Annotated in this window: 20 protein-coding genes; 10 read left to right on the forward strand and 10 right to left on the reverse strand. The window is 63.0% G+C overall.

Translation table 11 applies throughout. The features are described 5' to 3' along the window. Window positions 1-93 precede the first annotated feature (93 nt). Window positions 94-675 (reverse strand): HD domain-containing protein, encoded by a 582-nt coding sequence (locus OG394_RS06055; RefSeq protein WP_328996803.1) that lies wholly within the window; start codon window positions 673-675, stop codon window positions 94-96. Between the two features lie 667 nt (window positions 676-1,342). On the opposite strand from OG394_RS06055, the gene OG394_RS06060 reads away from it, so the two are divergent. Continuing rightward, window positions 1,343-2,236, forward strand: coding sequence for a phosphotransferase family protein (locus OG394_RS06060; RefSeq protein WP_328993919.1), 894 nt, complete (start codon window positions 1,343-1,345; stop codon window positions 2,234-2,236). On the opposite strand, the gene OG394_RS06065 is transcribed toward OG394_RS06060, so the two are convergent. Further along, window positions 2,233-3,891: a hypothetical protein gene (locus OG394_RS06065; RefSeq protein ID WP_328993920.1), complete on the reverse strand. Its 1,659-nt coding sequence runs from the start codon at window positions 3,889-3,891 to the stop codon at window positions 2,233-2,235. The two genes, OG394_RS06060 and OG394_RS06065, sit on opposite strands and share 4 nt — an antisense overlap. Before the next feature lie 297 nt (window positions 3,892-4,188). Between OG394_RS06065 and OG394_RS06070 the strand changes: the two genes are divergently transcribed. Beyond that, entirely contained in the window at window positions 4,189-4,458 is a 270-nt protein-coding gene (locus tag OG394_RS06070; protein ID WP_328993921.1) for a hypothetical protein, read from the forward strand. A 203-nt stretch (window positions 4,459-4,661) separates the two neighbouring features. Continuing rightward, window positions 4,662-5,504, forward strand: coding sequence for a class I SAM-dependent methyltransferase (locus tag OG394_RS06075; protein ID WP_328993922.1), 843 nt, complete (start codon window positions 4,662-4,664; stop codon window positions 5,502-5,504). Window positions 5,505-5,537: 33 nt separating this feature from the next. On the opposite strand, the gene OG394_RS06080 is transcribed toward OG394_RS06075, so the two are convergent. From OG394_RS06080 to OG394_RS06110, 7 genes are all read right to left on the reverse strand, one after another. Further along, window positions 5,538-6,062, reverse strand: coding sequence for a hypothetical protein (locus tag OG394_RS06080; RefSeq protein WP_328993923.1), 525 nt, complete (start codon window positions 6,060-6,062; stop codon window positions 5,538-5,540). A gap of 376 nt (window positions 6,063-6,438) precedes the next feature. Continuing rightward, window positions 6,439-6,648 (reverse strand): hypothetical protein, encoded by a 210-nt coding sequence (locus OG394_RS06085; protein WP_328993925.1) that lies wholly within the window; start codon window positions 6,646-6,648, stop codon window positions 6,439-6,441. A 289-nt stretch (window positions 6,649-6,937) separates the two neighbouring features. Then, window positions 6,938-7,411, reverse strand: a complete 474-nt coding sequence (locus OG394_RS06090; protein ID WP_328993926.1) for a hypothetical protein — start codon at window positions 7,409-7,411, stop codon at window positions 6,938-6,940. Next, the gene (locus OG394_RS06095) at window positions 7,408-8,412 is read right to left on the reverse strand and encodes a site-specific integrase (RefSeq protein WP_328993927.1); all 1,005 of its coding nucleotides are present in this window, start codon (window positions 8,410-8,412) and stop codon (window positions 7,408-7,410) included. Before OG394_RS06095 ends, OG394_RS06090 begins: the two co-directional genes overlap by 4 nt. A gap of 268 nt (window positions 8,413-8,680) precedes the next feature. Beyond that, window positions 8,681-10,138 carry a hypothetical protein gene (locus tag OG394_RS06100; RefSeq protein WP_328993929.1) on the reverse strand — a complete coding sequence of 486 codons (1,458 nt, stop codon included), beginning with the start codon at window positions 10,136-10,138 and terminating at the stop codon, window positions 8,681-8,683. Then, on the reverse strand, window positions 10,139-10,474 hold the full coding sequence (locus OG394_RS06105; protein WP_328993931.1) for a helix-turn-helix domain-containing protein: 336 nt from the start codon (window positions 10,472-10,474) through the stop codon (window positions 10,139-10,141). It lies immediately after the preceding gene. A 2-nt stretch (window positions 10,475-10,476) separates the two neighbouring features. Beyond that, window positions 10,477-11,610 (reverse strand): tyrosine-type recombinase/integrase, encoded by a 1,134-nt coding sequence (locus OG394_RS06110; RefSeq protein WP_328993932.1) that lies wholly within the window; start codon window positions 11,608-11,610, stop codon window positions 10,477-10,479. A gap of 708 nt (window positions 11,611-12,318) precedes the next feature. Here OG394_RS06110 and OG394_RS06115 point away from each other — a divergent pair. The 5 genes from OG394_RS06115 (at window position 12,319) to OG394_RS06130 (ending at window position 17,214) form a co-directional block, all read left to right on the forward strand. Continuing rightward, window positions 12,319-13,320, forward strand: a complete 1,002-nt coding sequence (locus tag OG394_RS06115) for a nucleotidyltransferase (RefSeq protein ID WP_328993933.1) — start codon at window positions 12,319-12,321, stop codon at window positions 13,318-13,320. Then, window positions 13,317-14,825, forward strand: coding sequence for a ThiF family adenylyltransferase (locus OG394_RS06120; RefSeq protein WP_328993934.1), 1,509 nt, complete (start codon window positions 13,317-13,319; stop codon window positions 14,823-14,825). Before OG394_RS06115 ends, OG394_RS06120 begins: the two co-directional genes overlap by 4 nt. Window positions 14,826-14,848: 23 nt before the next feature. Next, a complete protein-coding gene (locus tag OG394_RS40025) occupies window positions 14,849-15,277 on the forward strand; it encodes a Mov34/MPN/PAD-1 family protein (RefSeq protein WP_442914299.1) in 429 nt (142 codons plus the stop codon). Beyond that, entirely contained in the window at window positions 15,277-16,089 is an 813-nt protein-coding gene (locus OG394_RS06125; RefSeq protein WP_328993935.1) for a DUF6602 domain-containing protein, read from the forward strand. Before OG394_RS40025 ends, OG394_RS06125 begins: the two co-directional genes overlap by 1 nt. A 300-nt stretch (window positions 16,090-16,389) precedes the next feature. Continuing rightward, entirely contained in the window at window positions 16,390-17,214 is an 825-nt protein-coding gene (locus OG394_RS06130) for a hypothetical protein (RefSeq protein WP_328993936.1), read from the forward strand. A gap of 150 nt (window positions 17,215-17,364) precedes the next feature. Here OG394_RS06130 and OG394_RS06135 read toward each other — a convergent pair whose 3' ends face one another. After that, window positions 17,365-18,381 carry a hypothetical protein gene (locus OG394_RS06135; protein WP_328993937.1) on the reverse strand — a complete coding sequence of 339 codons (1,017 nt, stop codon included), beginning with the start codon at window positions 18,379-18,381 and terminating at the stop codon, window positions 17,365-17,367. An 801-nt stretch (window positions 18,382-19,182) separates the two neighbouring features. Here OG394_RS06135 and OG394_RS06140 point away from each other — a divergent pair. Together OG394_RS06140 and cutA are read left to right on the forward strand one after the other, a co-directional pair. Then, entirely contained in the window at window positions 19,183-19,953 is a 771-nt protein-coding gene (locus OG394_RS06140) for a hypothetical protein (RefSeq protein ID WP_328993939.1), read from the forward strand. A 321-nt stretch (window positions 19,954-20,274) separates the two neighbouring features. Next, a complete protein-coding gene (gene cutA, locus OG394_RS06145; RefSeq protein WP_328996804.1) occupies window positions 20,275-20,541 on the forward strand; it encodes a divalent cation tolerance protein CutA in 267 nt (88 codons plus the stop codon). The last annotated feature ends 216 nt before the right edge of the window (window positions 20,542-20,757 follow it).

Here is a 20,757-nt window from a genome sequence, read left to right on the forward strand (position 1 = left end):
CAGGCTCGTTCGAGAATGGCCTTCAGCCAGGGCACCTCATCGAGAAGTCCGAGACCAGCTCGTCCTCGGCTGGGACTGAGTGGGCATGGCTGATCAGCGGTCGCGCCAGGCGAGTGGTGAGACTGTTAGTGCTGCATCGGCGAGGCGTTTGCCGAAGGGGGTTTGGATGTTGGAGCGGGAGGATTCGATCCAGCCGTCGACGCGGGCGTAGCCTGCCTCGCGGTATTCGACGGCTTGCATGAGGCATTCGAGGCGATCGGCGTCCTTGGCGCAACGTGCTTCTAGCGTTCCGCCGGATTCGTACTCGGCTACGGCCTCGCGGATGCTTTTCGCGGTGCGGTCGGGGAGGTTGGCTATCTGGTCTTCGGTGATTCGTTCGTTTGAGGCGACATCGACGTACGGCCGGGCACTATGTGGGATGTCTCCGATGCGGGTCTCCTGGGAGTCATGCCACATGCCCATGTACGCGGCCCGCGCCGGGTCACCGCCTTCCTCGGCAGCAATCAACGCCGCGAGTTGTGCGACTCGGAGGCTGTGCTCGGCGACCGACTCGGGATCGCGGACGCCGACATGCCACCAGCCAGACCTGCGAAGGCGCTTGAGCACGCCCATCTCGTAGGCGAAGGCGACAATGCCCGAAGCATCCTGATCTGTCGTGTCGTCTGCCACGGTCATCCCTTCGTCAGCGGCCAGCAAGTTGCACAGCACATCGCAAGTTAATCAATTCGTCTCTTGTATCGCGATCGAAGCCCGCGTCGAGCGCTTCTTCGACGCGAGTCGTGGCTTCGCACGCGGCCTCCTGTACTGCCTCAGGAGGTCGGCTTGGCGAGAACGACTGTCCAAAGGCCGTGAATGTCGAGATGGTCGTGAACCTGATCGTCTAGATGCTGAAGAAGGTGTTCTGCCAGGCGCCGGCAAGACCAAGCGTGGTTATCGGCACCGGCGGTCAGGCACGAATCGTCGGCATACTACTCCGATATCCCACCTAGCCGATGGGCCCAGTAGGCAAGGTCCGCCGCAGTGTGCTGATCGCTGCTGAGTGTGGTCTTGATGAAGTAGCGCAGGGGATCAGGGTCTCCGCGACGAGCCAGCACGAGTCTCGCTGACCGGGCAACAATTCCGGTCGGCAGGTCGGTGCAACTTTCGACGAACCGTCGCCTGTCCTCCTGAGTTGTGGCTTCAGGTCGGAAGCTCAACGTCTGGAGGGACGGCCAATCGGGTTCGGAGGCGAGCAGCGAGCCTTCATCGGTAGGTCTGGGAGACCGGACGGCTGAGGCTTCCCGTATAGCATCGGAAGCAGCTTGGCGGTGGTCGATTCGACGATGTGTGCGAGAGGATGCCTGTGCCTCGGAGTGTTTCGCCGTTGGACTCCAGCAACGCGTTCGAGGCGCTTGTCGCCGCTGCGAGCAGAGTGGATCTCGACGCGAGCGAGGCCGAGTTGATCCGGATCGGTTCGAGTGCAGTTTTCCGGTTCGCATCGGAGCCGATCATCGGTCGGGTGGCTCCAAGCATCGACAGGCTGGACTCGGCATCGCGCGAGGTAGCGGTTGCCAGCTGGCTTGAGTCTGTCGGCATTCCGGCGGTTCGGGCGATCAAGATCGAGCAACCGCTGACTGCCGACGGTCGTGTAGTGACGCTGTGGCATTCGGCGTCGGAGAAGGTCGAGTACGGCAACACTACCGAGCTCGCTCGGTTGCTGCTGGAACTGCATTCGCTCGAGCCGCCGCTGCAGTTGCCGGTTCACGACCCGCTGCGCAAGGCGGCCGAACGGATCGCTGCGGTCGACACCATGGAGGTCAAGGATCGGGACTTCCTGCAGGATCGTTTCGAGGAGCTGGCAGGGGCCTATCGCGAGCTTGAGTTCGAGTTGGCGCCTGGTGTGATCCACGGCGACGCGAATGTTGGCAATGTGATTCGGAACCGAGAAGGTACCGCGATTCTCGCGGATCTCGACGGGTTCGCGATTGGTCCGCGCGAGTGGGACCTAATCCTGACTGCGTTGTACTTCGAGCGCTTCGGCTGGCACACCGAGAGGGAGTACGCCTTGTTCACGGAGACGTACGGGTACGACGTGATGAAGTGGTCGGGCTACCCGACGATGCGAGATCTTCGTGAACTCTTGATGGTTGCCTGGCTGGCCCAGAGCGTCCGAAGCGACGATGGTCAGCGGGAGCTGGCGAAGCGCATCGAGACGTTGCGTACGGATGGCAGCAGGACTGACTGGTCGCCGTTCTAGGTCGAGTTTGTGATGGCCGCCGACTCCCAGAGTGGGTTGTCCTCCATGGATGCGACCAGGTCCCGCACGGCGGTCGAGGTCTCGAAGGGCTCCAGCTGCCGCCTGAAGTCTGTGAGGTAGCGGATGCACCTGGCTGACTTCAATTGGCTGCCGGATCTAATCGCTTCGCTGGCTACGTCACAGGCGAGATCTGGATCTGCATGTGGCGAATCGGGTGTTGCCAGATGGCTTGCGGCTTCGACCATCCTGACGAAGAAGTCGCTGCGATTGGATGCCCCGGAGGTGGCGCGCGCGGCGTACGTCAAGGCATCTTTGTGGCGTCCGAGATCCCGGAAGCAGTGGCTGAACTCGGCGCTCAGTTCGGTGTCGTCGAAGTAGCTGATCCACTCCGGATCGCGGCCGGGTTCGCGCTTCTCGAAAACGCGAACTGTCGAATTCAGCGCCTTGCCCGCGCCAACGGAGTCGCCGCCGACCGCGAGCGCTCGGGCTTCCATGGCGTGGAAATGCGCGGTTACGCCGGCGGTGGCGATGCCGCGGGTGCCGGATCTTGCGGCTCGGGCGAGGTTGACGGCGTCGGCGGAGCGGCCGAGGTAAGTGGCCTGGTGGCTCATCGCGTCGAGGATTGTGCCGCCGAGCAGTGGGTTGTCGGCGACATCGGCCAACTTCAGGGCCTGGATGAAGTACCGCTGGGCGAGGCCGTGCAATCCGGCGTCGTAGGACATCCAGGCGGCCAGCAGTGTGCCCTCTGCAGCGGCTGAGAATAGAGCGGGTTGAGACGCTTCCGTCAGTCGCCCAGTGAGCATGCCGGCAACGTCGGTGTGGAGGTATTGAATGAGTGCCTTGCGGGCGTGGCCGCCGCCGAACCTGTCGTCAAGGCTGGCGAAGGCGTCGATCGTTGCGCGCAGTGCCTGTACGTCGCCGTTCCCGATGGCTCGCCCAACTGCGTAAGTCGGTTGGTGGCGGGTGTCGCCGCTCTCGGCCCGCAGGAGCCATTGCAGGGTCGCCCCTGACCAGGCGTGGGCCTCAGGTTCAACGCTCACCACGGTCCGGATGTCCTGCAGATCGGCGTTCCAGAGGGTCTCCAAGGGGCCGACGTTTTGACCGTCCGCAGTGTCGTAATCGAGACCCAAGCGTGCGTCGACTGACTGAGAAGCAGTCAGGCCAATGTCGTCCAGGCTGAACGATCGCCCAGTCTCACTCGAGAGCACTTCGGCGATCAGCCACGCTGTCGCCTCCCGCGGTGTCGTACCCGAAAGCCAGCGACTGACCGACGTGTGGTCGCAGCGGATTTCGCGGCCGCGGCGAGCGGACAGCTCCTGCACGCGCCTCGCGAGCGCCTTGTTGGAGAGGCCCGCCAGGCGCAAGATCTCAGCCAACCGCTCGTTCGGCACCGCGCTCCTCCCCACCTGATCCCGAAGGGGCGCATGCACATTTGCGCCCCCATTTGCGCCCTGTCGAGCACGTCGTAACCCCTGCAAGCTTCTGCTCATGAAAGGCAACGGCGAGCAATCGACACGATACCCCCGGTCACTGGCCGCCGTCGCGGAGTTGTGCCCGCAGGGCGTGGCACCGCGGCGCGTTATCTGTGTCTGGCTGGGGCCCATCCGATTGTCAGCGATGAGAACGAGGCCGAGGCTGCTGCTGTCTTTGAGCACGCGCTGCGCTGTCGGTATCCCTCTTGCCGGGTCATGAACGATCGGGCGGATCAGGCGAAGGCAACCGTCGCGCCATGCGTAGGTGTGGAGCTCCGATGAGTCTGCAAATGGCCCTTCTCTATCTCATCGCAGGGGTGCTCTATGTCGCGATCGTCAGTTCGGTTCGGCGGGAACTCCGGGATTGGCCCGCTCGGCTAGACGGGCTTAACGGACCTCCACGGGGGCGGGGAGATGGTGGCAGTGGCAGTCGGTGAAACAAGAGCGGCAGCTCTGGGGTACATCCGGGAGCACTTTCTGATGACCGAGGTCGAGATGGCGAACGCGCGCCAGAATCTGGTGGACCTCGCCGTGTCACAGGCTCTCGATCTCAGAAAAATCTACGTCGAGCGCATCGAGAGCGCACCCGACGCATTCGACGCCCTGCTGACCGAGGTCACACAGGGCGGCGTGGAGCGGATTCTTGTGCCCGGGCTCCATCACCTTGCGGTCATCGGCGATCCACGGGCGATCCGTAACGACCTACAAAAGGACGGCGTCGATGTCCTGATCGCGCGTCACATCGACTAGGCGATCGCGGTTCACCCCTGTGCCGGCGGGACCGGCACCCAACCTCTGGCGCGGAGTGATCGCCGCGCGGTTCCGGTCCCGCCTCACCAAGCTGGAGCCGTCGGCTTCCGAGGCTGACGGCTCCCTTCACAGACCAGCGGGCGGGCGCACAGCCAGCAGAGCGGACGCCCGCCCGCTGTTCCACGTCGACAATTAGGAGTGCAATGGATACACATCTAGTACCTGTGGATCGACCGGCCGTCGATCCGGAGATCGAGACCCATTACTCGACACGCTGGGACGAAGCCGCACGGCTCAGTTCCACTGTCAAAGGTCGCCTGGAGCAAGCCCGGCTTTACGACTTCCTCGGCGAGTGGTTCCCGTCGGCTCCCGCTCGTGTCGCTGACATCGGCGGCGGACCGGGGGTGCATGCGGAATGGCTTCGCGAGCAGGGGTACGACGTCGTGCTGCTAGACCCGGTTCAACGCCACATCGACCAGGCTGCCGCCGCTGGAATCTCCGCTCAGCTCGGCGACGCGCGCCGATTGCCGTGGCCGAACGAGTCCTTCGATGCCGTCCTGATGGCGGGGCCCCTGTACCACCTGCCCGACGCGAGCGACCGTCGCCAGGCACTCCGAGAGGCGCTCCGAGTGCTGCCGCCGGGCGGCGTCGTGGCGGCCGTCGCGATCAATCGGGCCGCCAACCTGATCGGCTCGACGCTAGCCAACACGCTGCTGGCTAGGCAAGGCATCGTGCGGGACATTCTTGACAACGGACACAGCGCAGCGAACGAACGGATGGCCCACTGCTACTACCACCGCGAGAGCGAGCTGCGCAGCGAGCTGATCAACACCGGTCTGCGACCCGTGAAAATCTTCGGACTCACCGGGCCCGGTGGCTGGTTAACGGTGATGCTCGACGCGCACTTCAAGTCTCGGCCCTACTCTGGCAGCTTGGCCGAGTACGACCCGCTGGACACGGCGCTGGAGTGCTCGCGGCTGGCTGACCGGATGCCGGAGCTGGTCGCGGCGAGTTCGTTGTTCCTAGCTGTGGGGGAGAAGGGCTAAAGGACGATGTCCAACTGCGCGGTCAGTAAGGCGTCAGCCGAGCTGACCGTACAGCTCCACGTGCTCTTGCTCAGCCCGAAGCACCTCCGAAAGGACGGCATCGGCGCTCGGCAACGGGTGAAGCGGAAACTTCGATCCGTCCCAGTGCAGTCGTCCGTTGGCTGTGGTCGACGGTGGAATCACGACAGGGGTTCCCGGCGCGATGTATTCGACGCCGGTCGCCAGCGGACCCAGGTCGCCGTCAGGCTGGAGTGTGCAGGTGATCCAGTCACCATCTGGCAGCTTCATCGTTGGTGGCCACACGCCGGGACGCTGCTGCTCGTAGAGCCGCTTGCCGTACGCGCCGGCGACCCGTGGCAGACGCCAGACAGCCACGGCCGGACACGAGGTGATCGCCAAGCTCGGTGGTTCGTCGACGTCCCAGACAGCGCGTACTGCTTCCACATCGGTGATCCATTCGCCGACTGGAGTGCCGCTAATCGTTGCCGCCTGCACCGGAATACCGCGCTCTACACAGGCAAGTGCCGTGTCCAACAAGGCGTTCTTGCGTCGAATCATCTGACCGGCCGTCCTCCCGTTTCGGAGACATCATTGCCGCGCTACCGCATGGCTTGTCAATCCGGACCAACGATCACTGACACCCCAACCAAGCGAGGAACCACATTTACGCCGTACAGCGGCTGCAGGAACAGCTGTTCCAAGTCTCTACCGAGGCTGGCGGTGGCCTCACAGGGGCCTGGAACAACGGTCGCCGAAAGCGTCAACTACAAAGCCCATGGACAGAGGGCCGACTGCTCCCGTGATCGACTCGGACCTGAACTCTATGCGGTTCCCGAGTCACGCCGAGCCAGCGATCAACATTGCCGGAAATGAGACGTTGTCCAGGTCCGAATATTGCTCGGATGACGTTCTGTAGGAATCGCGATCGGGCAGCTCACTGCGTCCGCTGCTGCCTCTGTGAGCCATCGACCAAATCCCACCCGCGATACCCACTGCGAGGGGAGACCAACCGCATTTCTGCGGTTGACAGAGCCTCACGCAGCGCGGCGTTGGCGCGCTGAAGCTCGGCGACTTGGAGTTGCAGCCGATCAACCTCCGCAAGCAAAGCGTTGAGGCGTACGGCGTCGCCTACCGCGGCCTTCATCTGAAGCTCTCGGCGGCTCCGCCAGCGGCGAAGGCGACAGCGATCCGAGCAGAACCGTTGGTCGGATCTGGTCGCGGTGTAGGCGGTGGCACAGCGCTCACAGATGTGCCGTCGCACGGCCAAATCGGCGCCAACTGAAGTCTCCGAGTTGTCCATTCTGGCTCAACGCCCGAGCGGCGACTTGGCGGAATAGCCGTTTCGCTCGACTGAATACTGGTGGAGCTTCCTGTTCGACTGTCGCCAGATGTCATACCGGATCAACGTTTGACGTAGGCAGGGTTTGCGGTGGTCAGGGCTGGTCGGTGGTGCTGCCGGTTTGGGCGGGTCGGCTGGTGGCGTAGGTCTTCCAGGTTGCGCCTGCGTCGGCGGCGATGCGTTGTGCTCGTTGGTTGTTGTAGTTGAGCATTGCTGCCACGACCGGCGCTGGTGCTTGGAGCAACAGTTCGCGGATGGCTCTGGTTCTGGCGTTGAGGTTGGGGATGCCGAGATTGTGCAGGCGTAGCCGGATGCTGGTGGGGTGGATGGGCTGGCCTGCGCGCCGGCCGGGGAACAGCAGTTGGCTGCCTGGGTTGGTCGCGGTGGTGAGGTTCGGGCGGTTGGCCAGGTAGGTCGTGACGATGTCGGCGAAGGGTTCGGGGACGGGCACTGGTGGTTCGCCGAGACGGATCGATAGCTGATCGCCATCGTGGGTGATGTCGGCGAGGGTGAGGCGGACGATCCGGGTGAGTGGCTGGGCGTAGAGCAGGATGAGCAGGCCGATCACACGGTCGATCGGCTTGATGGTGGGGTCGGTGTGGATGCGCCGGATGAGGTCGATTCGCTGCCGGTTACTGATCGGTGGCGAGTGACCGGTGATTGCGGGTCCATCCCGAGCGCGTCGCGGTAGGCCGCGAGCCGCTTGTTCAGCTGCTGCACCCCGACCCGCGGGCCACGCTCCGACGGCCACGCCGCTGGGTTGTTCCCCGCACCGAAGAGCGGCCGGATCTCGGTGAACCACTGCTCGAGAACCTCGCTGGTCCAGGCCCACACCGCCAGCACAGAGCGGCGTTTCGGTGGGGATCCGCGTTGTGCTTTGCCGTGCCGGACGTAGCAGACGCCGTACTCACCGAACTCAGGACCTTCGGGATTTCGGCCGAAGTCGACGGCATCGAGCATCCGGGTTTCGTTGCGGCGTGTCCCGTAGCCGTAGGCGATCTTGAAGATCGTGGCGTCCCGAAACGCCGACAACCAACCCTTGCGGCCCAGCGCGCGTTTGCGTGCCACCTCGTCGTCGGCGTAGTCGAACAGCGCCTGCAGTTCGTTCCGGGTGAATGCGCGCCGCGCCGGTCCGGCCTCGGAATCAGCCACATGTGCGGCGGCGTTCACCTCGTGAATGACCTGGATCGGGTGCGTCCCAAACCGCAGTTCGCACTCACTGGCCCAGCCATAGACCGGGTCGATCAGGTAGGCGCAAAAGCCGCGGATCGCGACCTGGTAGCTGCGCACGGTCGACCGTGACACATGCCGGATTGCGCGCAGATCACTGAACCAGTCGTCGGCCAGATGCGACGACCAGACCCACGGGAAAGCATCCGCATGACGGGTAAACGCCCGCAGTTGATGCTCGCGATTCTGCACCGTCGGGAACGCCAGATTCCTGGCCAACTGCTGGTTCGCGAAGCCCTCCAGCATCGCCTCGAACACCTGCTCCTCGGGATGAAGCAGCGACACTCCATCAACCAGAACCAGGCCGGCCGCGCCCGGAACCTCACCGCGATCCTGCACCGAAACCACTCTCCACTCGCCCGCATCAGATGCGGGATCATCGCATCAGATGCGAGGCCCCGGGAAGAGCGCAGGTCAGGCGACTATTCAGATACCTGAACCGCAAGATCTCGGCTAACGTGACTTTCGGATTGCGACAACCGGCCTCCCGCTGACCAGCGGTGGAGTGAAGAACCCGGCACATCCCACACCGTCGCCAGATCGCATCTAATCGTTTCGGCGCTAGAATGTCGGCGGAGGGGTCGTATTCGAGTTGGGCGGGTTCGGGTTAGTGTGCGCGGTCGGCGATGTAGCCGGTCCAGTCGCGGGCGGCGAGTTTGGCCCAGTTGGCGGCGGTGGTGTTGGCGATTCCTAGGAGTTCGGCCAGTACTGGGGCTGGCGTTTCGCCGGCGAGTTGGAAGAGTGCGGCTTTGCGTGACTCGTGGGGTTTGATGCCGATGGCGACGAGTTGGGCGCGGATGTTCTCGGTGTTGAGGTGGCGTCCTGGTTTTCCGCCGGGGAACAGCCAGTCGGTGTTGCGGGAGGCGTAGAGGCTCTTGCCTCGCTGTTGTAGGTGGTTTCTGATGATCTGGTCGACGATGGCGGGCATCTGGACTGGGATGGTGCTGAACGTGATGTCGACGCGGTCGTCGGTGGTGATGGTGATCTGATTGGTGCGGATGGCAACGATGTTTGACAGGGGTTGGGCGAACAGCAGGGTGAACAGGCCGCCGAGGCGGGTGTAGGTGCGAAGGGTTTGGTCGTGCAGTAGGCGTTCGACGTGTTGCCAGCGCTGTTCGTCGGAGATCGTGACCGCGGGTGTGCCGGCGGGGGCGTGGGGGATGCGCAGTTGGGTGTTGATCCGGCTGCGGCGCAGCCAGGTGATGAAGGTGTATTCCGATGCCAGGCTGATGTTGTGGATGGTTTGGTAGTGCTCGAGTTGTTCTTGGGTGGCGGCGACGGCCGCGGTGGCGTGGTGCTGGTCGAGGTAGGCGAGGAATCGGATCGCTGTGCTGATGTGGTCGCGGGCGTTGTCGGTGGTTGCTTTGGTGAGGTGTCGTTGTCGGGCGACGTTGCGGAGGTGGCGCAGCACGTGCCAGTGGGCGAATCGCCTGACCAGGTCGGCGTGGTTGGCGGGGAGTGGGGCGAGTTTCAGGTCGAGCCAGGGCAGGATCCGTTCGATCCGTGGCTCGTAGGCGGGCAGCACACCGGCCGAGGCGAGTAGCTCACGCAGGTAGTTGTGGGCGCGATCGGAGGTTAGGGCTCGGAAGGTGTCGTGACTGATCTCGAGTTCGCCGCGGGCCATTTGGCCTAGCAGCCGTGGGCCGATGCCGGGTTGTTTGCGCAGCCACCAGATCCCGGTCTGGGGGCGTTCGGAGTCGGCCAGTTCGTCGAATATCGGCCGTAGCCGGGCGTGGATCTGGCCGGTGTCGGGGTCGGTGAGCAGCGTGGTGAGCCGTTCGCGCAGGATGCAGCGGGCGCAGCGGCTGGCCCCGTAGGGGTGGTCTTCTCGGCCGCACTCGCTGCAGGCGAAGACCGACTCGGCGCCGGCGCAGGATGCGCAGACGATCGGTGTGTCGTCGGCTCGGTCGGTCAACCGGTAGGCCAGTGGTCGGGTCGCCTGGCAGCCCGGGCAGGGCTGGGGATGGTAGTGCCGCCGCCGGCGGCACGCCTTGCACATCCATGCGTGTGGCAGCCGGGTGTGGGTGCTGGGGTTGCCGCAGTCGAAGCAGGAAGTCTCACTCATTTATCGATCGCCGGGACGGCGGACGCGGGCACGGATCGGCCGCAGGTCACCGATGCCTGGGCCGGTATCGCCGACAGCCGGTGCCTGCCGGACCTGCTCGTGACGCAGCTCGAGCAGGTCGTTGGGGGTGCAGTCCAAGATGTCGCATAGTGCCGCGAGCAGGTCCACGTTGATCCGTTGCGGGGCCTTTGTGACGATCCGATGCACCATCTGCCGCGACATTTCGACACCCTGTTCACGCAGCGGCTCTACCAGGTCGCTGGTCTGAAACATGCCGTTCTCGGCCATCACCTGGCGCAGATTCCATCGGATCACCGGCCTCGCGCCTTCGCTCATCGTCATCGTTCCTCCCGGCTCTTGGTGTCGTCGGGGGTGCTGGTGTTTGTTCCGTAGACCCGCTGGAGTGCGGCCTGCAGGGTCTTGGTTTTGAAGTCGTTGGACACCGAGGTGTAGATCGCTGTGGTCGAGGCGTAGGAGTGGCCGACCTGCTCGGTGACGAACCGTTCGGGGTAGCCGAACTCGATCAGGTGGGTGACATAGGAGTGCCGCAGGCAGTGCAACGTCAGATCGGTTGGCAGCCCTGCCTGCTGGCGCAGGAACGCGAACCGTTTGTCGGTCGTTTTGACCGACACCTGCTGCTTGCGTTCGGTCAGCCATAGTTCCTGGCGCGGCCCCGGGCCTAGCAGCGGACGGGCCTGCTCGACCCACTGCCGTAGCCCGTCGATGGCCCAGTCGAACTCCGGGACCGCCAGTACCGTGCGGCGCCTGGGTGCGCTGCCCCGGCTGGATTTGGCATAGCGGACATGCACCGCGCCGAAGGTTCCCCACTGCGGCATCCGCGGGTTCGGGCGCAGGTCTGCGACATCAAGGAAGCACAGTTCGCGTCGTCGCAACCCGAACGCGTAGGCCGTCTTCACCATCTGCGCGTCCCGCATCGCCGCCAACGCCCCCTTGCGGCCCGACCGGGCGACGACCTCGACCCGGGAATCCAGGAAATCGAACAGGGTCTGCAACTCGTCATAGGTGAACGGCCGGCGCTCGGGTTTGCCCTCGTAGTCAACCAGGTGCGCGGCGGTGTTGTAGTCATGGCAAACCTGCGACGGGATGGCCCCGAACCGCTCCTCGCACTGCCCGACCCAGCCGTAACGGCCATCCAGTAGATAGTCGCAAAACAGCCGCAACGTCAGGTGATAACCCCGGATTGTCGACGGCGCCAACCGGCCATCGCCCGACATCAGACTGCTCGTGAAATCCTCCACATCGCCGGCCGTCCAATCCCACGGATGCGACCCGGCAAACTCGCTGAATCGCCGTACCAGCAGCAGTCTCGCCTCGATCGTGGCGTCGGCCAGCAGCCGCGACTTCTGCTGTCTAGCCCACCCCGACAACATCGCCTCAAACACCGCCGACGGCTCATCAAGATGCACCACACCGGGCGCCAGAACCAGATGGGCAGAGCCCGGAATGCTCACACAGACCCCTCAAAGGCTGTCAACTTAGATGCGACAATGACAACCTGAAGTTACCAGCTCCAGCTTCATATTCCTGCGACCAGCGCATCCGCAGCGCGCCACGAAATCTGGCAAAAGCACTCGCCCCGTGCACCACCGGAACTCGCCTCGTGCGACACCCGGATCGGTCAATTCTGAGTTGATTCGCGGCCTTCACGCCTTAAGTGCAAGAAGTGTGACAGCGTTGGGGCATTCGAGTCGGCAGCCACGGCGGTCGAAGGGGTGGCCGTCCGTCTGGCCTGACGGCGACGTCCACTCGGCATCGGCGTGCCTCGGCTAGTGCACTCGCGGACCAGTGGCGAACCGGCTCAACAAGCCGACACGGAATTGAAGGCGCGATCCGAGACAGTTGACGCGTGCTGCAAGGTAGTCGAGAGCGATGCCGACACGCCCGCCAGCGCCTGTGGCTCGGGCCGGGCTCGCTACTGCGCTGGGCGGGCCTGCGGACTTCGACGGGTGAGGTTGGGCCGTGTGCGTGCCCGAGTCGCGCTAGCAGCTGGGGCGACCTGAGCTCAAGGCTCGGAGAAATAGAGCCGAATGACATTTGCGGAGCGGCGTCGACAAGCGGCAAGGACGGATCCTCTGGGTGGCGCACAGGTTTTGTCGGTGCCGCCTCCTACTCTGTTGGAGATACCAGCATCGGCTGTGCAACCGGAAGGGGGGAACGTTATGGCGCTCCTCAGCAAGGAGTTCAAGAACGCCTTGTCGGCGATCGAGCCCGGCGTAGACGCCGAACACGCGCGTGATGCACACGCCGAGGTTCGTGACGTCTTGGACATGGACGATGAGTTGAGGGGATGGGGACTGAAGACGCTCCTCATAGGCTCGTATGCACGGGAGGTGTCGATCAGGAGAGTTAAGGATGTGGATGTGTTCTGCGAACTGCCCGAGCTACCTGATGGCTATGGGCCACAAGACCTGCTCGGCAAGATGGCGGCCGTGCTCGCCGACGAGTATGGCGACCGCGTGGCCGAGAATGATCGGTCCGTGAAGGTCGAGTTTCCTGAATTCGACATGCATGTGGACATTGTTCCGGCACGTTCGTGCGGCAACGCGTGGGAGATCCCGAACAGGGACGGTGGCTGGGAGAAGACTGACCCCGTTGAGTTCGGGAGCCTGTCCAGTACGAGAAACGCTGACTTTGACCAAAACTACGTGCCCGTCGTGAAGCTCGCCCGGCAGACACGGCGCGCCCTCCTGGGAGAGGAGAGCAAGCCGGGTGGCCTGTTTGTGGAAGTGGCGGCGTACCACGCATTCGCCAACCTGCCGCTCGCGACCGGCGACGACGCGCTGGGATCTACAGCTGAGTATTACACGCGCGCCCTGGCTCAGATGGCGCCCCTGATCCGCGGTCACGCTGACGGATCCGAACGTCTGACCAACCCGGCACTACCCGACCAGGAACTAGAGGTCCGCGCGACTCAGGATGAGTTCGACGCACTCGCCGACAAGTGGGAAGAGGCCGCGATGACCGCCGAGGAGGCGTTCGAATCCGAGGATGATCACGACGCGGCGGAAGGGTTCAAGTCGCTGCTCGGCGAAAACAGCGACGGCGACGAAGTATTCCCAGTTCCCGCCGTGCCGAGTGAGGCGGCCGCGGCCGCAACTGATGCCTTGCGGACGCCGGGGCGCAAGTCCCTGCCTAGCGGAGACTCGCCGACCTTCGGATGACGGATTCGGATGTCGACTCGCATGTCGAGGTTGTCCTCCGCTGTTTCGACGAGGACTTGAATCGGGCGGGATTCCGCACTGTGTCCACCAGTGACGCCCCGGGCGAGTGGAAGTGGGTAGGAAAGGTTGGCCTGAACGACGAGAGGGTGGAGATCAAACTCACTGATCAGTTTCCGTACGGTCCGCCTGACGTAGTCCTCCCTGACCGCCCCAGCGAAATGAGTTGGCACCGCAGTGCCGGCGGCGTTCTGTGCCTGTGGGACAGACACTCAATGGGCGACCTTCCGTGGCTAGAAGTTCCTGCTCTGCTCGATCGCGTGCTTGTGTGGATTGAGCACGACGAGAACGGGTGGATGGACGACGAACCCGCCCTCGACCTCGAGGCATACCATCAGCCGTACTGGATGAGTTGGGGCCAACGAATCGGCGTTCCACTGTTTGTTATCGACGAATGGCCGGCCTTGGCCGGGTATTGGTTTCGGGCGGCACGACCGAACCAATACGGTTCCTTCAGTGTTGCTGGTGGACGACGGTCCGCGCCGCCAGTTGGTGGCAAACCAAAGACCCGGCAGCGGGGCCGTCAGCGCAGTCACCAGCCCTTGAATGGTATTGCCGTCGACTTAGGCGAGATGACTGTCCCGCTGGTCAACAGTGCTGACCTATTGGCCGCCCTCGGGCAGCATCGAGCATCCGCGGAGAAGGTACTCGCAGTGGGATGGCCGGTGCTACTCGTCTGCAGGTACACGCGACTCGGCGCTGTCGGACTCATCGGGTTCTGGATAACGCGCTCCGGAGGCGAACTCAAGCAACCCTACTTTGAGGTCGCGGAACGATTCGCCTCCCAACGCAGACGTGCAGGGCCTCAGGTCTCCAAGGTCGAAGACCGGACGGTCTCTGTGATCGGAGCAGGAAGCGTTGGGTCGTACGTCGCGGACATGCTTCATCGGAGCGGAGTCCGCCACCTCAGGATCCACGACGATGACCACCTCAAGCCGGGAAACCTTGTGAGGCATGCGGCTCCCTCCTGCTACACAGGAGCGCTCAAGACAGACGCCGTACGTGGTGTCGCCGCCGACCGGGCCCCCATCCCTCAGATCGGACAGGGGGGAGCGATCAAGAAGCTCGTCGATGCGATCGTCCTCCTGCGTGAACGCGACCTGGTGGTCGACTGCACTGGAGACCGGCTCACCTGGCAACTCCTGCTAGCCGCATCGAGGCTAACGGGTAGGAGGTTCCTGCGCGTCGCCGTAGAAGGACACGGTCAGTACGCTCGTGTCGATGTCTGTCCGCCATTCGACGGCTTTGACAATTTGCCTAGTGACGGTGTGCGAGGAATGACGCTTTCCGAGCGTGAGGGTGGATGCGGCGATCCAATCAGCCCGACCCCTCCGATTGCCGTGATCGAGACGGCGGCGATCGGAGCCCGGACGGCAATACGGATGCTGGCTGGCGAGCCGGTTCCGCCGGCTGGGGAGCGCCGCGAACTGTTTCCGGTTGTGCCATGAATTTCCTCTGGGTTGGCAGCTCGATGCTCGACTGCATGGCTGACTCTGGACGCGCAGCATTGCCACGCGAGACCGGCGGTATCCTCCTTGGCTACTTCCTTGATGGTGAGCCGACTGTGACTGTGGCCCCGGTTGTTCCCGACCCCAGAGCTACTCGCATCCGATACCGGCGTGACGCCCGAAAAGCTGCTCGCTCGCTCAGGCATCACCTGGCGAACGATAAGTCCTCTCTTCTCGGCTACTTGGGTGAATGGCACACGCACCCCGTCCCATTAGGCCCAAGTGGAATGGATCGAGGGGCGATAGGAGCGCTGGCTGGCCAGGGGGAGTACGACGTGTATCTGCTGGTCCTTTCCCTGGGAGTCAGAGGATGGAGATCGCACGGCCTTCGCGCCTGCGCAGACGGTACTGTCACGAGGATCAACGTGCGGATTCGGGAGGTTGAGACGTGATGACGAGCAGAGACGAGCGATTGCGGGCAGCCTTCCTGCAGAAGCAACGCCAGCTGCTGGTCGCTCTTGAAATCGTGCCCGAACTGACGGCCCATGGAACGACGATCGGTGATGACTCTGAAGCAAACTGGGTTCGGGTGCTCCGCGAGTTCCTTCCTGCCCGTTATGGGGTGGCTGCGGGAATTGTCATGGATGCCGACGGCAACATGAGTGAGCAAATGGACGTGCTTATCTACGACCCCCAGTATTCGCCGCTCCTAGCTCAGACTTCTGCAGGTGATCTCTTCGTACCGGCCGAGGCGATCTACGCCGCATTCGAAGTCAAGCAGGAGATGAACAAGACGCTGATGGACTATGCGGGGAAAAAGGTCGCGAGTGTTCGGCGACTGCGCCGCACGAGCATCCCTATCCCGCACGCAGGTGGAATGTATCCAGCCAAGCCCCCGGTCGACATCATTGGCGGCATGGTCACCACAAGGAACGGGTGGTCGGATTTGGAGGGGAAAGCCGCTGTCCAGCAGATCATGGGACTACCCGGCGATCGGCGCATTGATATTGGGTGCGCCCTGGCAGCGATTTCCTTCGATCGCCCGGACGACCCAGAAGCCGATGTGCCCGAGTACAGCGATGATGAAACTACACTCCTCTTCTTTCTCTTCCGCTTGTTTCGCCGGCTGCAACGTCTAGGCACCGTTGCGGCGATCGACATCAGCTCATACACGAACCGACTCGACTTGAGCGCCGAGCCGCTGAGCTCAGACGAGTTGACGCCCGAAAGTCTTAACCTCGAACCCAAGCTCGGAGACGCCTGAACCTACTGGGCCTGTGCGGCCGTCGCAGCCTGGCGCGTCAGCAAATCTGCTGAGGGTCTCGGTTGCAGATCCTCAGCATGGCGATGACCGGACCAGCTCCCGATGTCTTGTCGAGGTGGCGACGGGCCTGGCTAACGCCCAATTGACACCAACAGCACCGTTGAATGGCCTGCTCCGTCACCGCTCGCGCCCCGCGGTCGCCGGAAGCGCGCGTCGGGCGCGCTCTAGAGTAGCTGCCGGCTACCCGATGGGCCTACGCAAATCGTGCTGAAGACTGCCCAACAGCGAGATGATGTTGCCATGGACTGGAATACAATCGGCTCTGCTGGGGATGCGGTCGGCGGTGTGGCCGGCACTGCTGCCGCCTTTGCCGCAGCCATCGCGATCCTCACCACAAAGCGGGATCAGACCAGGCGAGACGCATCAGGCCTCCATGGCGAGATGTACTTCCAGGCTCAGGAACTTCCGCTCGATGTCGATCTACCCGACGAGCCAGGAGCTTGGTCGGACTCCGAAATGGTCTGCAAGGTCAGGAACTCTTCCGGACACCCTTACTACAGTGTCGTCGCATCGGTGTTCCTGCGGTCACGGCAGCAGCGTTACGCGGCCCGTGCTGACGTCATCGGGCCTGCCACCAGCCTCTGTGCTTCCTTGGGGTTGGTCATTGGATGTGACCTAGCCGCAATGAACGACGACGTACAAGTTGTGCTGACCTTTGTAGACAGCCAAGGCCGTGGGTGGCGGCGTGATGAGACCGGGATCCTGAAGCGTCTGCCACGGTGGAAGATGTGGCGCAGAACGCGTCAAGGCGCCTCCGTATACCCCGGTAAGGCGGCAACCTTGCATGGATTGCGGGAAAAGGAAACAGTCGAGGAGAGCTCCGCGCCCGGTAGGTGGCAGATCGTCAGCTCCGAGCTGGTTGATGCCGAGGGGTGTATCACTCAGCTCGTCATACTCGGCCCCGGCGAGGATCAAGTGCAGGCTGATAAGGCGGCTCGGCCACCAGTGTCTGTGGAGCGGCAGGAGCTTGTCAGTGATCTCGAGTTGCAAGGCTGGCCACAAATGCCGAAGCCACGATGGGGAAGCCGGTGGCTCAAGGGAAAGCCTCGCGGCAGGAAGCAGTAACGCCGTCAGGCAAGGATCGCCGTCGACCACCTGGCTACATCGCCAAGTTGGAACGCGTATCGGAAAGACTCCGGCTGTACTCGGCGTTCTGACCGGCCGCGAACCTGGGGGCGTGCCGGTGCGTCAATGCCCCGTGCTTGCAATCGGTGATTAGCTGAAGGCAGTGGCAGGGAACCGCTTCTCGAGCTGATAGATGTAGGAAAACCTGTCATCGGCCTTGCGTATGTTGCGGGAAGCGATATTGATCGCCAGGCCGGAGAGCGCAACCGCTCCAGCAGTTATCAGGGGTCCACCGTGCAGGCCTGCGGCGAGTGGAGCAGATATCGCGACGGTGACCGCGACTGATCTAGTAGCGATATCCCCGAAGCGTGCCCGCGCACCTGACCGCAGTTCCGTTAATGCGGCATCGATCTTCTCCTGCGTCTCCCAAACCAATTCGGAAGGATCGTCGATACACTCTCGGAGATCGTTCTGTAGATCCCGGACCGCCCGCACGCAACCTCGCCGCTCATCTTCGAACTCGGCGCGAAAATCCAAAACCCTCTCAAGTGGTGTGTCCTGTGGAGGCACAGGTAGAGCACGACTCACGTCGAGCACCCAACTAGGGGTCACTTGAGAGGCCGCAGTTGGATCTGTGGCGCATCGATCGGCGAATTCGTCACTCGTACTCGGTATGAACCTGCTCCGGCCGGGTATGCGTTGCAACTGCGTGGCGGCCTGGCTGGCAGCGAGGCTTAGGAGCGCGCTTAGCATCCCGGCGTGACCTCGAAAGGCGCCAGGCTGCGTGTCATCCGGCACGATTAGTCCGCTGGATAGCAGGTCGTGTTCGATTCTCAACGGCAACTTCCCCTGCCACAGCCGGGTGTACATATTGAGTTGCTCGCTGGGCGGGTGATGGTAAGTGTCGAAGAGGCTCGAAATCTGCGCCAACTGGTCGACGAGAGCGTCGTATCCGGGAAGGTTATCGTCAAGGAGAGTCGGCGTGTATATCCCTTCGTCTCTTAGTAAGCCCAGTTCATTTGAATTCCCAAACGCTGAAAAGTAGTTGACGTTGGTAGGGACTAGGCTGGTCAACCCGTCCCAGTACAGCACGGCCTCGAAGAGTGTCAATTTGGGTGGGTGTACAAGCGGATAGAACAGCATGGTGTATGTGGTCCCGACCGGCATGGTCTAGCCCTTCCTGCCCACGCAAACAATGTGCGGAAGATTGCAATTGTGGATGCAAACCTGTTCGCGTGCAAGCTCAGCGAGCTGTGCTCGGCCGCTGGTCCGTGTCCGTGTCCGGTTGGGCATCGGATAGTCGGAGAGCGCCGAGGGAAGAACCCATGGGGCAGTAGCTGACGCTTTCTGGACGAACTGCTCGCACGCTTCCTAGCGTCAGCCGCGTTCGGAGGTGACTACCAACAGGCCATAGGGCCCTCGCCGAGAGGGCACAGGTTGTGCCATCTTCGACGCTCCTCGTATGTGAGCGAGTCGTTCAGGCCATTGGCATAGACATCGGGAACCTCGCCAAGGCTCCCGCGCGAGTGGCCCAGGACCTCAGTCGGCTCCGCCTCCATCGGCAAAGCGAAGCAGCCGAGGAACGCGAACGCTGTCTCGACCTAATCGACCAGCTGACCGAGTTGCGCGCAAACGGCCTGGCAGAATTCATCGACAACCAGCGATGACGCATTCGAGCGGAGGCTGAAAGGGAAGCATGATCAGTCTGACGCTGTTGCCCACCGTCGTTTTGCGGGCTCAGGGCGGTGCCTCCGGGTCATGTCATAGCGACGAACTCGATCGAAATGGCGGGAGACTGGGCGGTCCGAGCATGGAACCTAATGGAGGGCGTCAGATGACCGGCGTGCGTCGTGACGGGTTGGGGCGTCGGCCGTGAGCCCGGCACGGAACTACAGGGCTGCGGTGCGTGCGGCCCTATTCATGCTGAGCCGAGGCCACTGTTATGCCCCGAAGTGCCCGGAGCAGGTGATGCGGTTCATCGACGGCGAACCGAGCATCAACATCCAGATCGCGCACATCTGCGCCCTCGACGAAAAGGGTCCCCGGTTTGAAGTGCACATGCCAGTTGCTCAGCGCAACAACTTCGGGAACTTGTTGCTGCTGTGCCAGGCACATCACATCCGGGTAGACAGCAAGGCGTACGAACACGTGTACCCGAAGGCCAAACTCCACGGTTGGAAGCGAGCTCGCGAGGGCGAGGCAGCCGCGGACCTGGCCGACGTTCAGGTTGCGGACGCACGCGAGCTGCAGGACGTGTTCACCGACGTTGTCACTGATGCGAAGGAGGATATCCTCGAGGCGATCGCGCGGGTCGAGGACATCAGTACCAACAGTGCACGAATGTTGCGGTCGATGGTCGCTGAGGTGTTCGACCGGCCGAGGCTGGACCTGGATGCGGTCGAATCGCTGGAGCGGTCGGCGAACATGCTGAGAAACCTTGAGGACACCGCCGGAATGCTCCATACCGCAACCGCCACGATCAACGACGACACGGTCTTTGGGTTGCAGTCGGCTGCCACCGAGTTGGCGGACGCGGTCAAGGACGCCGAGGACGTCAGCAGGTCGCTGTCGGCCGGGACCTCGTCGGCGAGCCGTGGCGGCGAGCCACAGGTGCACTACTACGTCGATGATGACCGGCGATGGCAATTCTTCGCCCGTGGAATGGCTGTCGGTGCCGGAGTGATCCTGGTGATCGTGGTGGCGATTCTGATCGCACGCGCCACCGGCAGGTCTGGCTGATCCAGCGACCAGGCCGTCCCGGCTGCGTGTCCGCCGGACAGTCCGATCGGGCTCCTGGCCCAGATCGGAGATCTGCACCTACCACGCTCAAGAGGTTGCTATCGGCAAATTCCTGCTCCGTCACAGCTCCGTGAGAGGCTGACAAACGATAGTCAGCACTGATCACCGACGAGAGACAGACAAACCTGCACGTCAGAGGGCGGAGCAGCCCATCGGCGCGGAAGCCCGTGCCATGCTGCAAAAGACCTACACCATCTTCGAAGGCACCTCCGAAATCCAGCGCCTCGTCATCTCCCGCGCCATCTCCGGCATGCGCCTCCGCTGACGTCCCCGCCCCCCACGACTGTCGAGGGCTCGGCACATAGCGAGGTCCAAGGGCCTGCCACGTCTGTCTTCTGGCACGAATGTGAGTACGGGGAAGCCGAGGAGTGGCAAGTCACACTCAAGACGGCCGAGAAGAGGTACTCGGAGTTGGAGTCTCACCTTCGCCGTGAGCACTCATGGCAGAACCCTGAGGTTTCAGCTACTGCACTGGTGGCAGGTTCAGCTGAATATCTGGCCTGGATTGATCGAACGACGAATAACTAACCGCGAGCTCGTTCGAGCACGGCCTTTACCTCGGGAGTTCCTAAGTGAACGAGGCGTCGTAGTACACCTTGAATACGTTCGCCCGGACGGAGCGAGCCGACGCCGGTCGCCAGATCTAGCGCCTGTTCGCAGACGGCTGCTGCCTGAGCCGGGTCGTCTGCGTCGATGTGTGCGTGGGCCAACCAAGTTAGATAGAGGGCCTTGTCTCGTGAGTCA

It is taken from the genome of Kribbella sp. NBC_01245 (assembly GCF_036226525.1).
Taxonomy (GTDB): domain Bacteria; phylum Actinomycetota; class Actinomycetes; order Propionibacteriales; family Kribbellaceae; genus Kribbella.

Excerpts from the sequence above, each read along its gene's own strand:
- OG394_RS40025 (WP_442914299.1), top strand. The coding sequence starts at position 14,849 with ATGCTCGACTGCATGGCTGACTCTGGACGCGCAGCATTGCCACGCGAG.
- OG394_RS06105 (WP_328993931.1), bottom strand. The coding sequence starts at position 10,474 with ATGAGCGAAGGCGCGAGGCCGGTGATCCGATGGAATCTGCGCCAGGTG.
- OG394_RS06115 (WP_328993933.1), top strand. The coding sequence starts at position 12,319 with ATGGCGCTCCTCAGCAAGGAGTTCAAGAACGCCTTGTCGGCGATCGAG.
- OG394_RS06055 (WP_328996803.1), bottom strand. The coding sequence starts at position 675 with ATGACCGTGGCAGACGACACGACAGATCAGGATGCTTCGGGCATTGTC.
- OG394_RS06085 (WP_328993925.1), bottom strand. The coding sequence starts at position 6,648 with ATGAAGGCCGCGGTAGGCGACGCCGTACGCCTCAACGCTTTGCTTGCG.
- OG394_RS06140 (WP_328993939.1), top strand. The coding sequence starts at position 19,183 with ATGCGGTTCATCGACGGCGAACCGAGCATCAACATCCAGATCGCGCAC.
- OG394_RS06080 (WP_328993923.1), bottom strand. The coding sequence starts at position 6,062 with ATGATTCGACGCAAGAACGCCTTGTTGGACACGGCACTTGCCTGTGTA.
- OG394_RS06100 (WP_328993929.1), bottom strand. The coding sequence starts at position 10,138 with ATGAGTGAGACTTCCTGCTTCGACTGCGGCAACCCCAGCACCCACACC.
- OG394_RS06070 (WP_328993921.1), top strand. The coding sequence starts at position 4,189 with ATGACCGAGGTCGAGATGGCGAACGCGCGCCAGAATCTGGTGGACCTC.
- OG394_RS06120 (WP_328993934.1), top strand. The coding sequence starts at position 13,317 with ATGACGGATTCGGATGTCGACTCGCATGTCGAGGTTGTCCTCCGCTGT.
- OG394_RS06135 (WP_328993937.1), bottom strand. The coding sequence starts at position 18,381 with ATGCCGGTCGGGACCACATACACCATGCTGTTCTATCCGCTTGTACAC.
- OG394_RS06125 (WP_328993935.1), top strand. The coding sequence starts at position 15,277 with ATGACGAGCAGAGACGAGCGATTGCGGGCAGCCTTCCTGCAGAAGCAA.
- OG394_RS06075 (WP_328993922.1), top strand. The coding sequence starts at position 4,662 with ATGGATACACATCTAGTACCTGTGGATCGACCGGCCGTCGATCCGGAG.
- OG394_RS06130 (WP_328993936.1), top strand. The coding sequence starts at position 16,390 with ATGGACTGGAATACAATCGGCTCTGCTGGGGATGCGGTCGGCGGTGTG.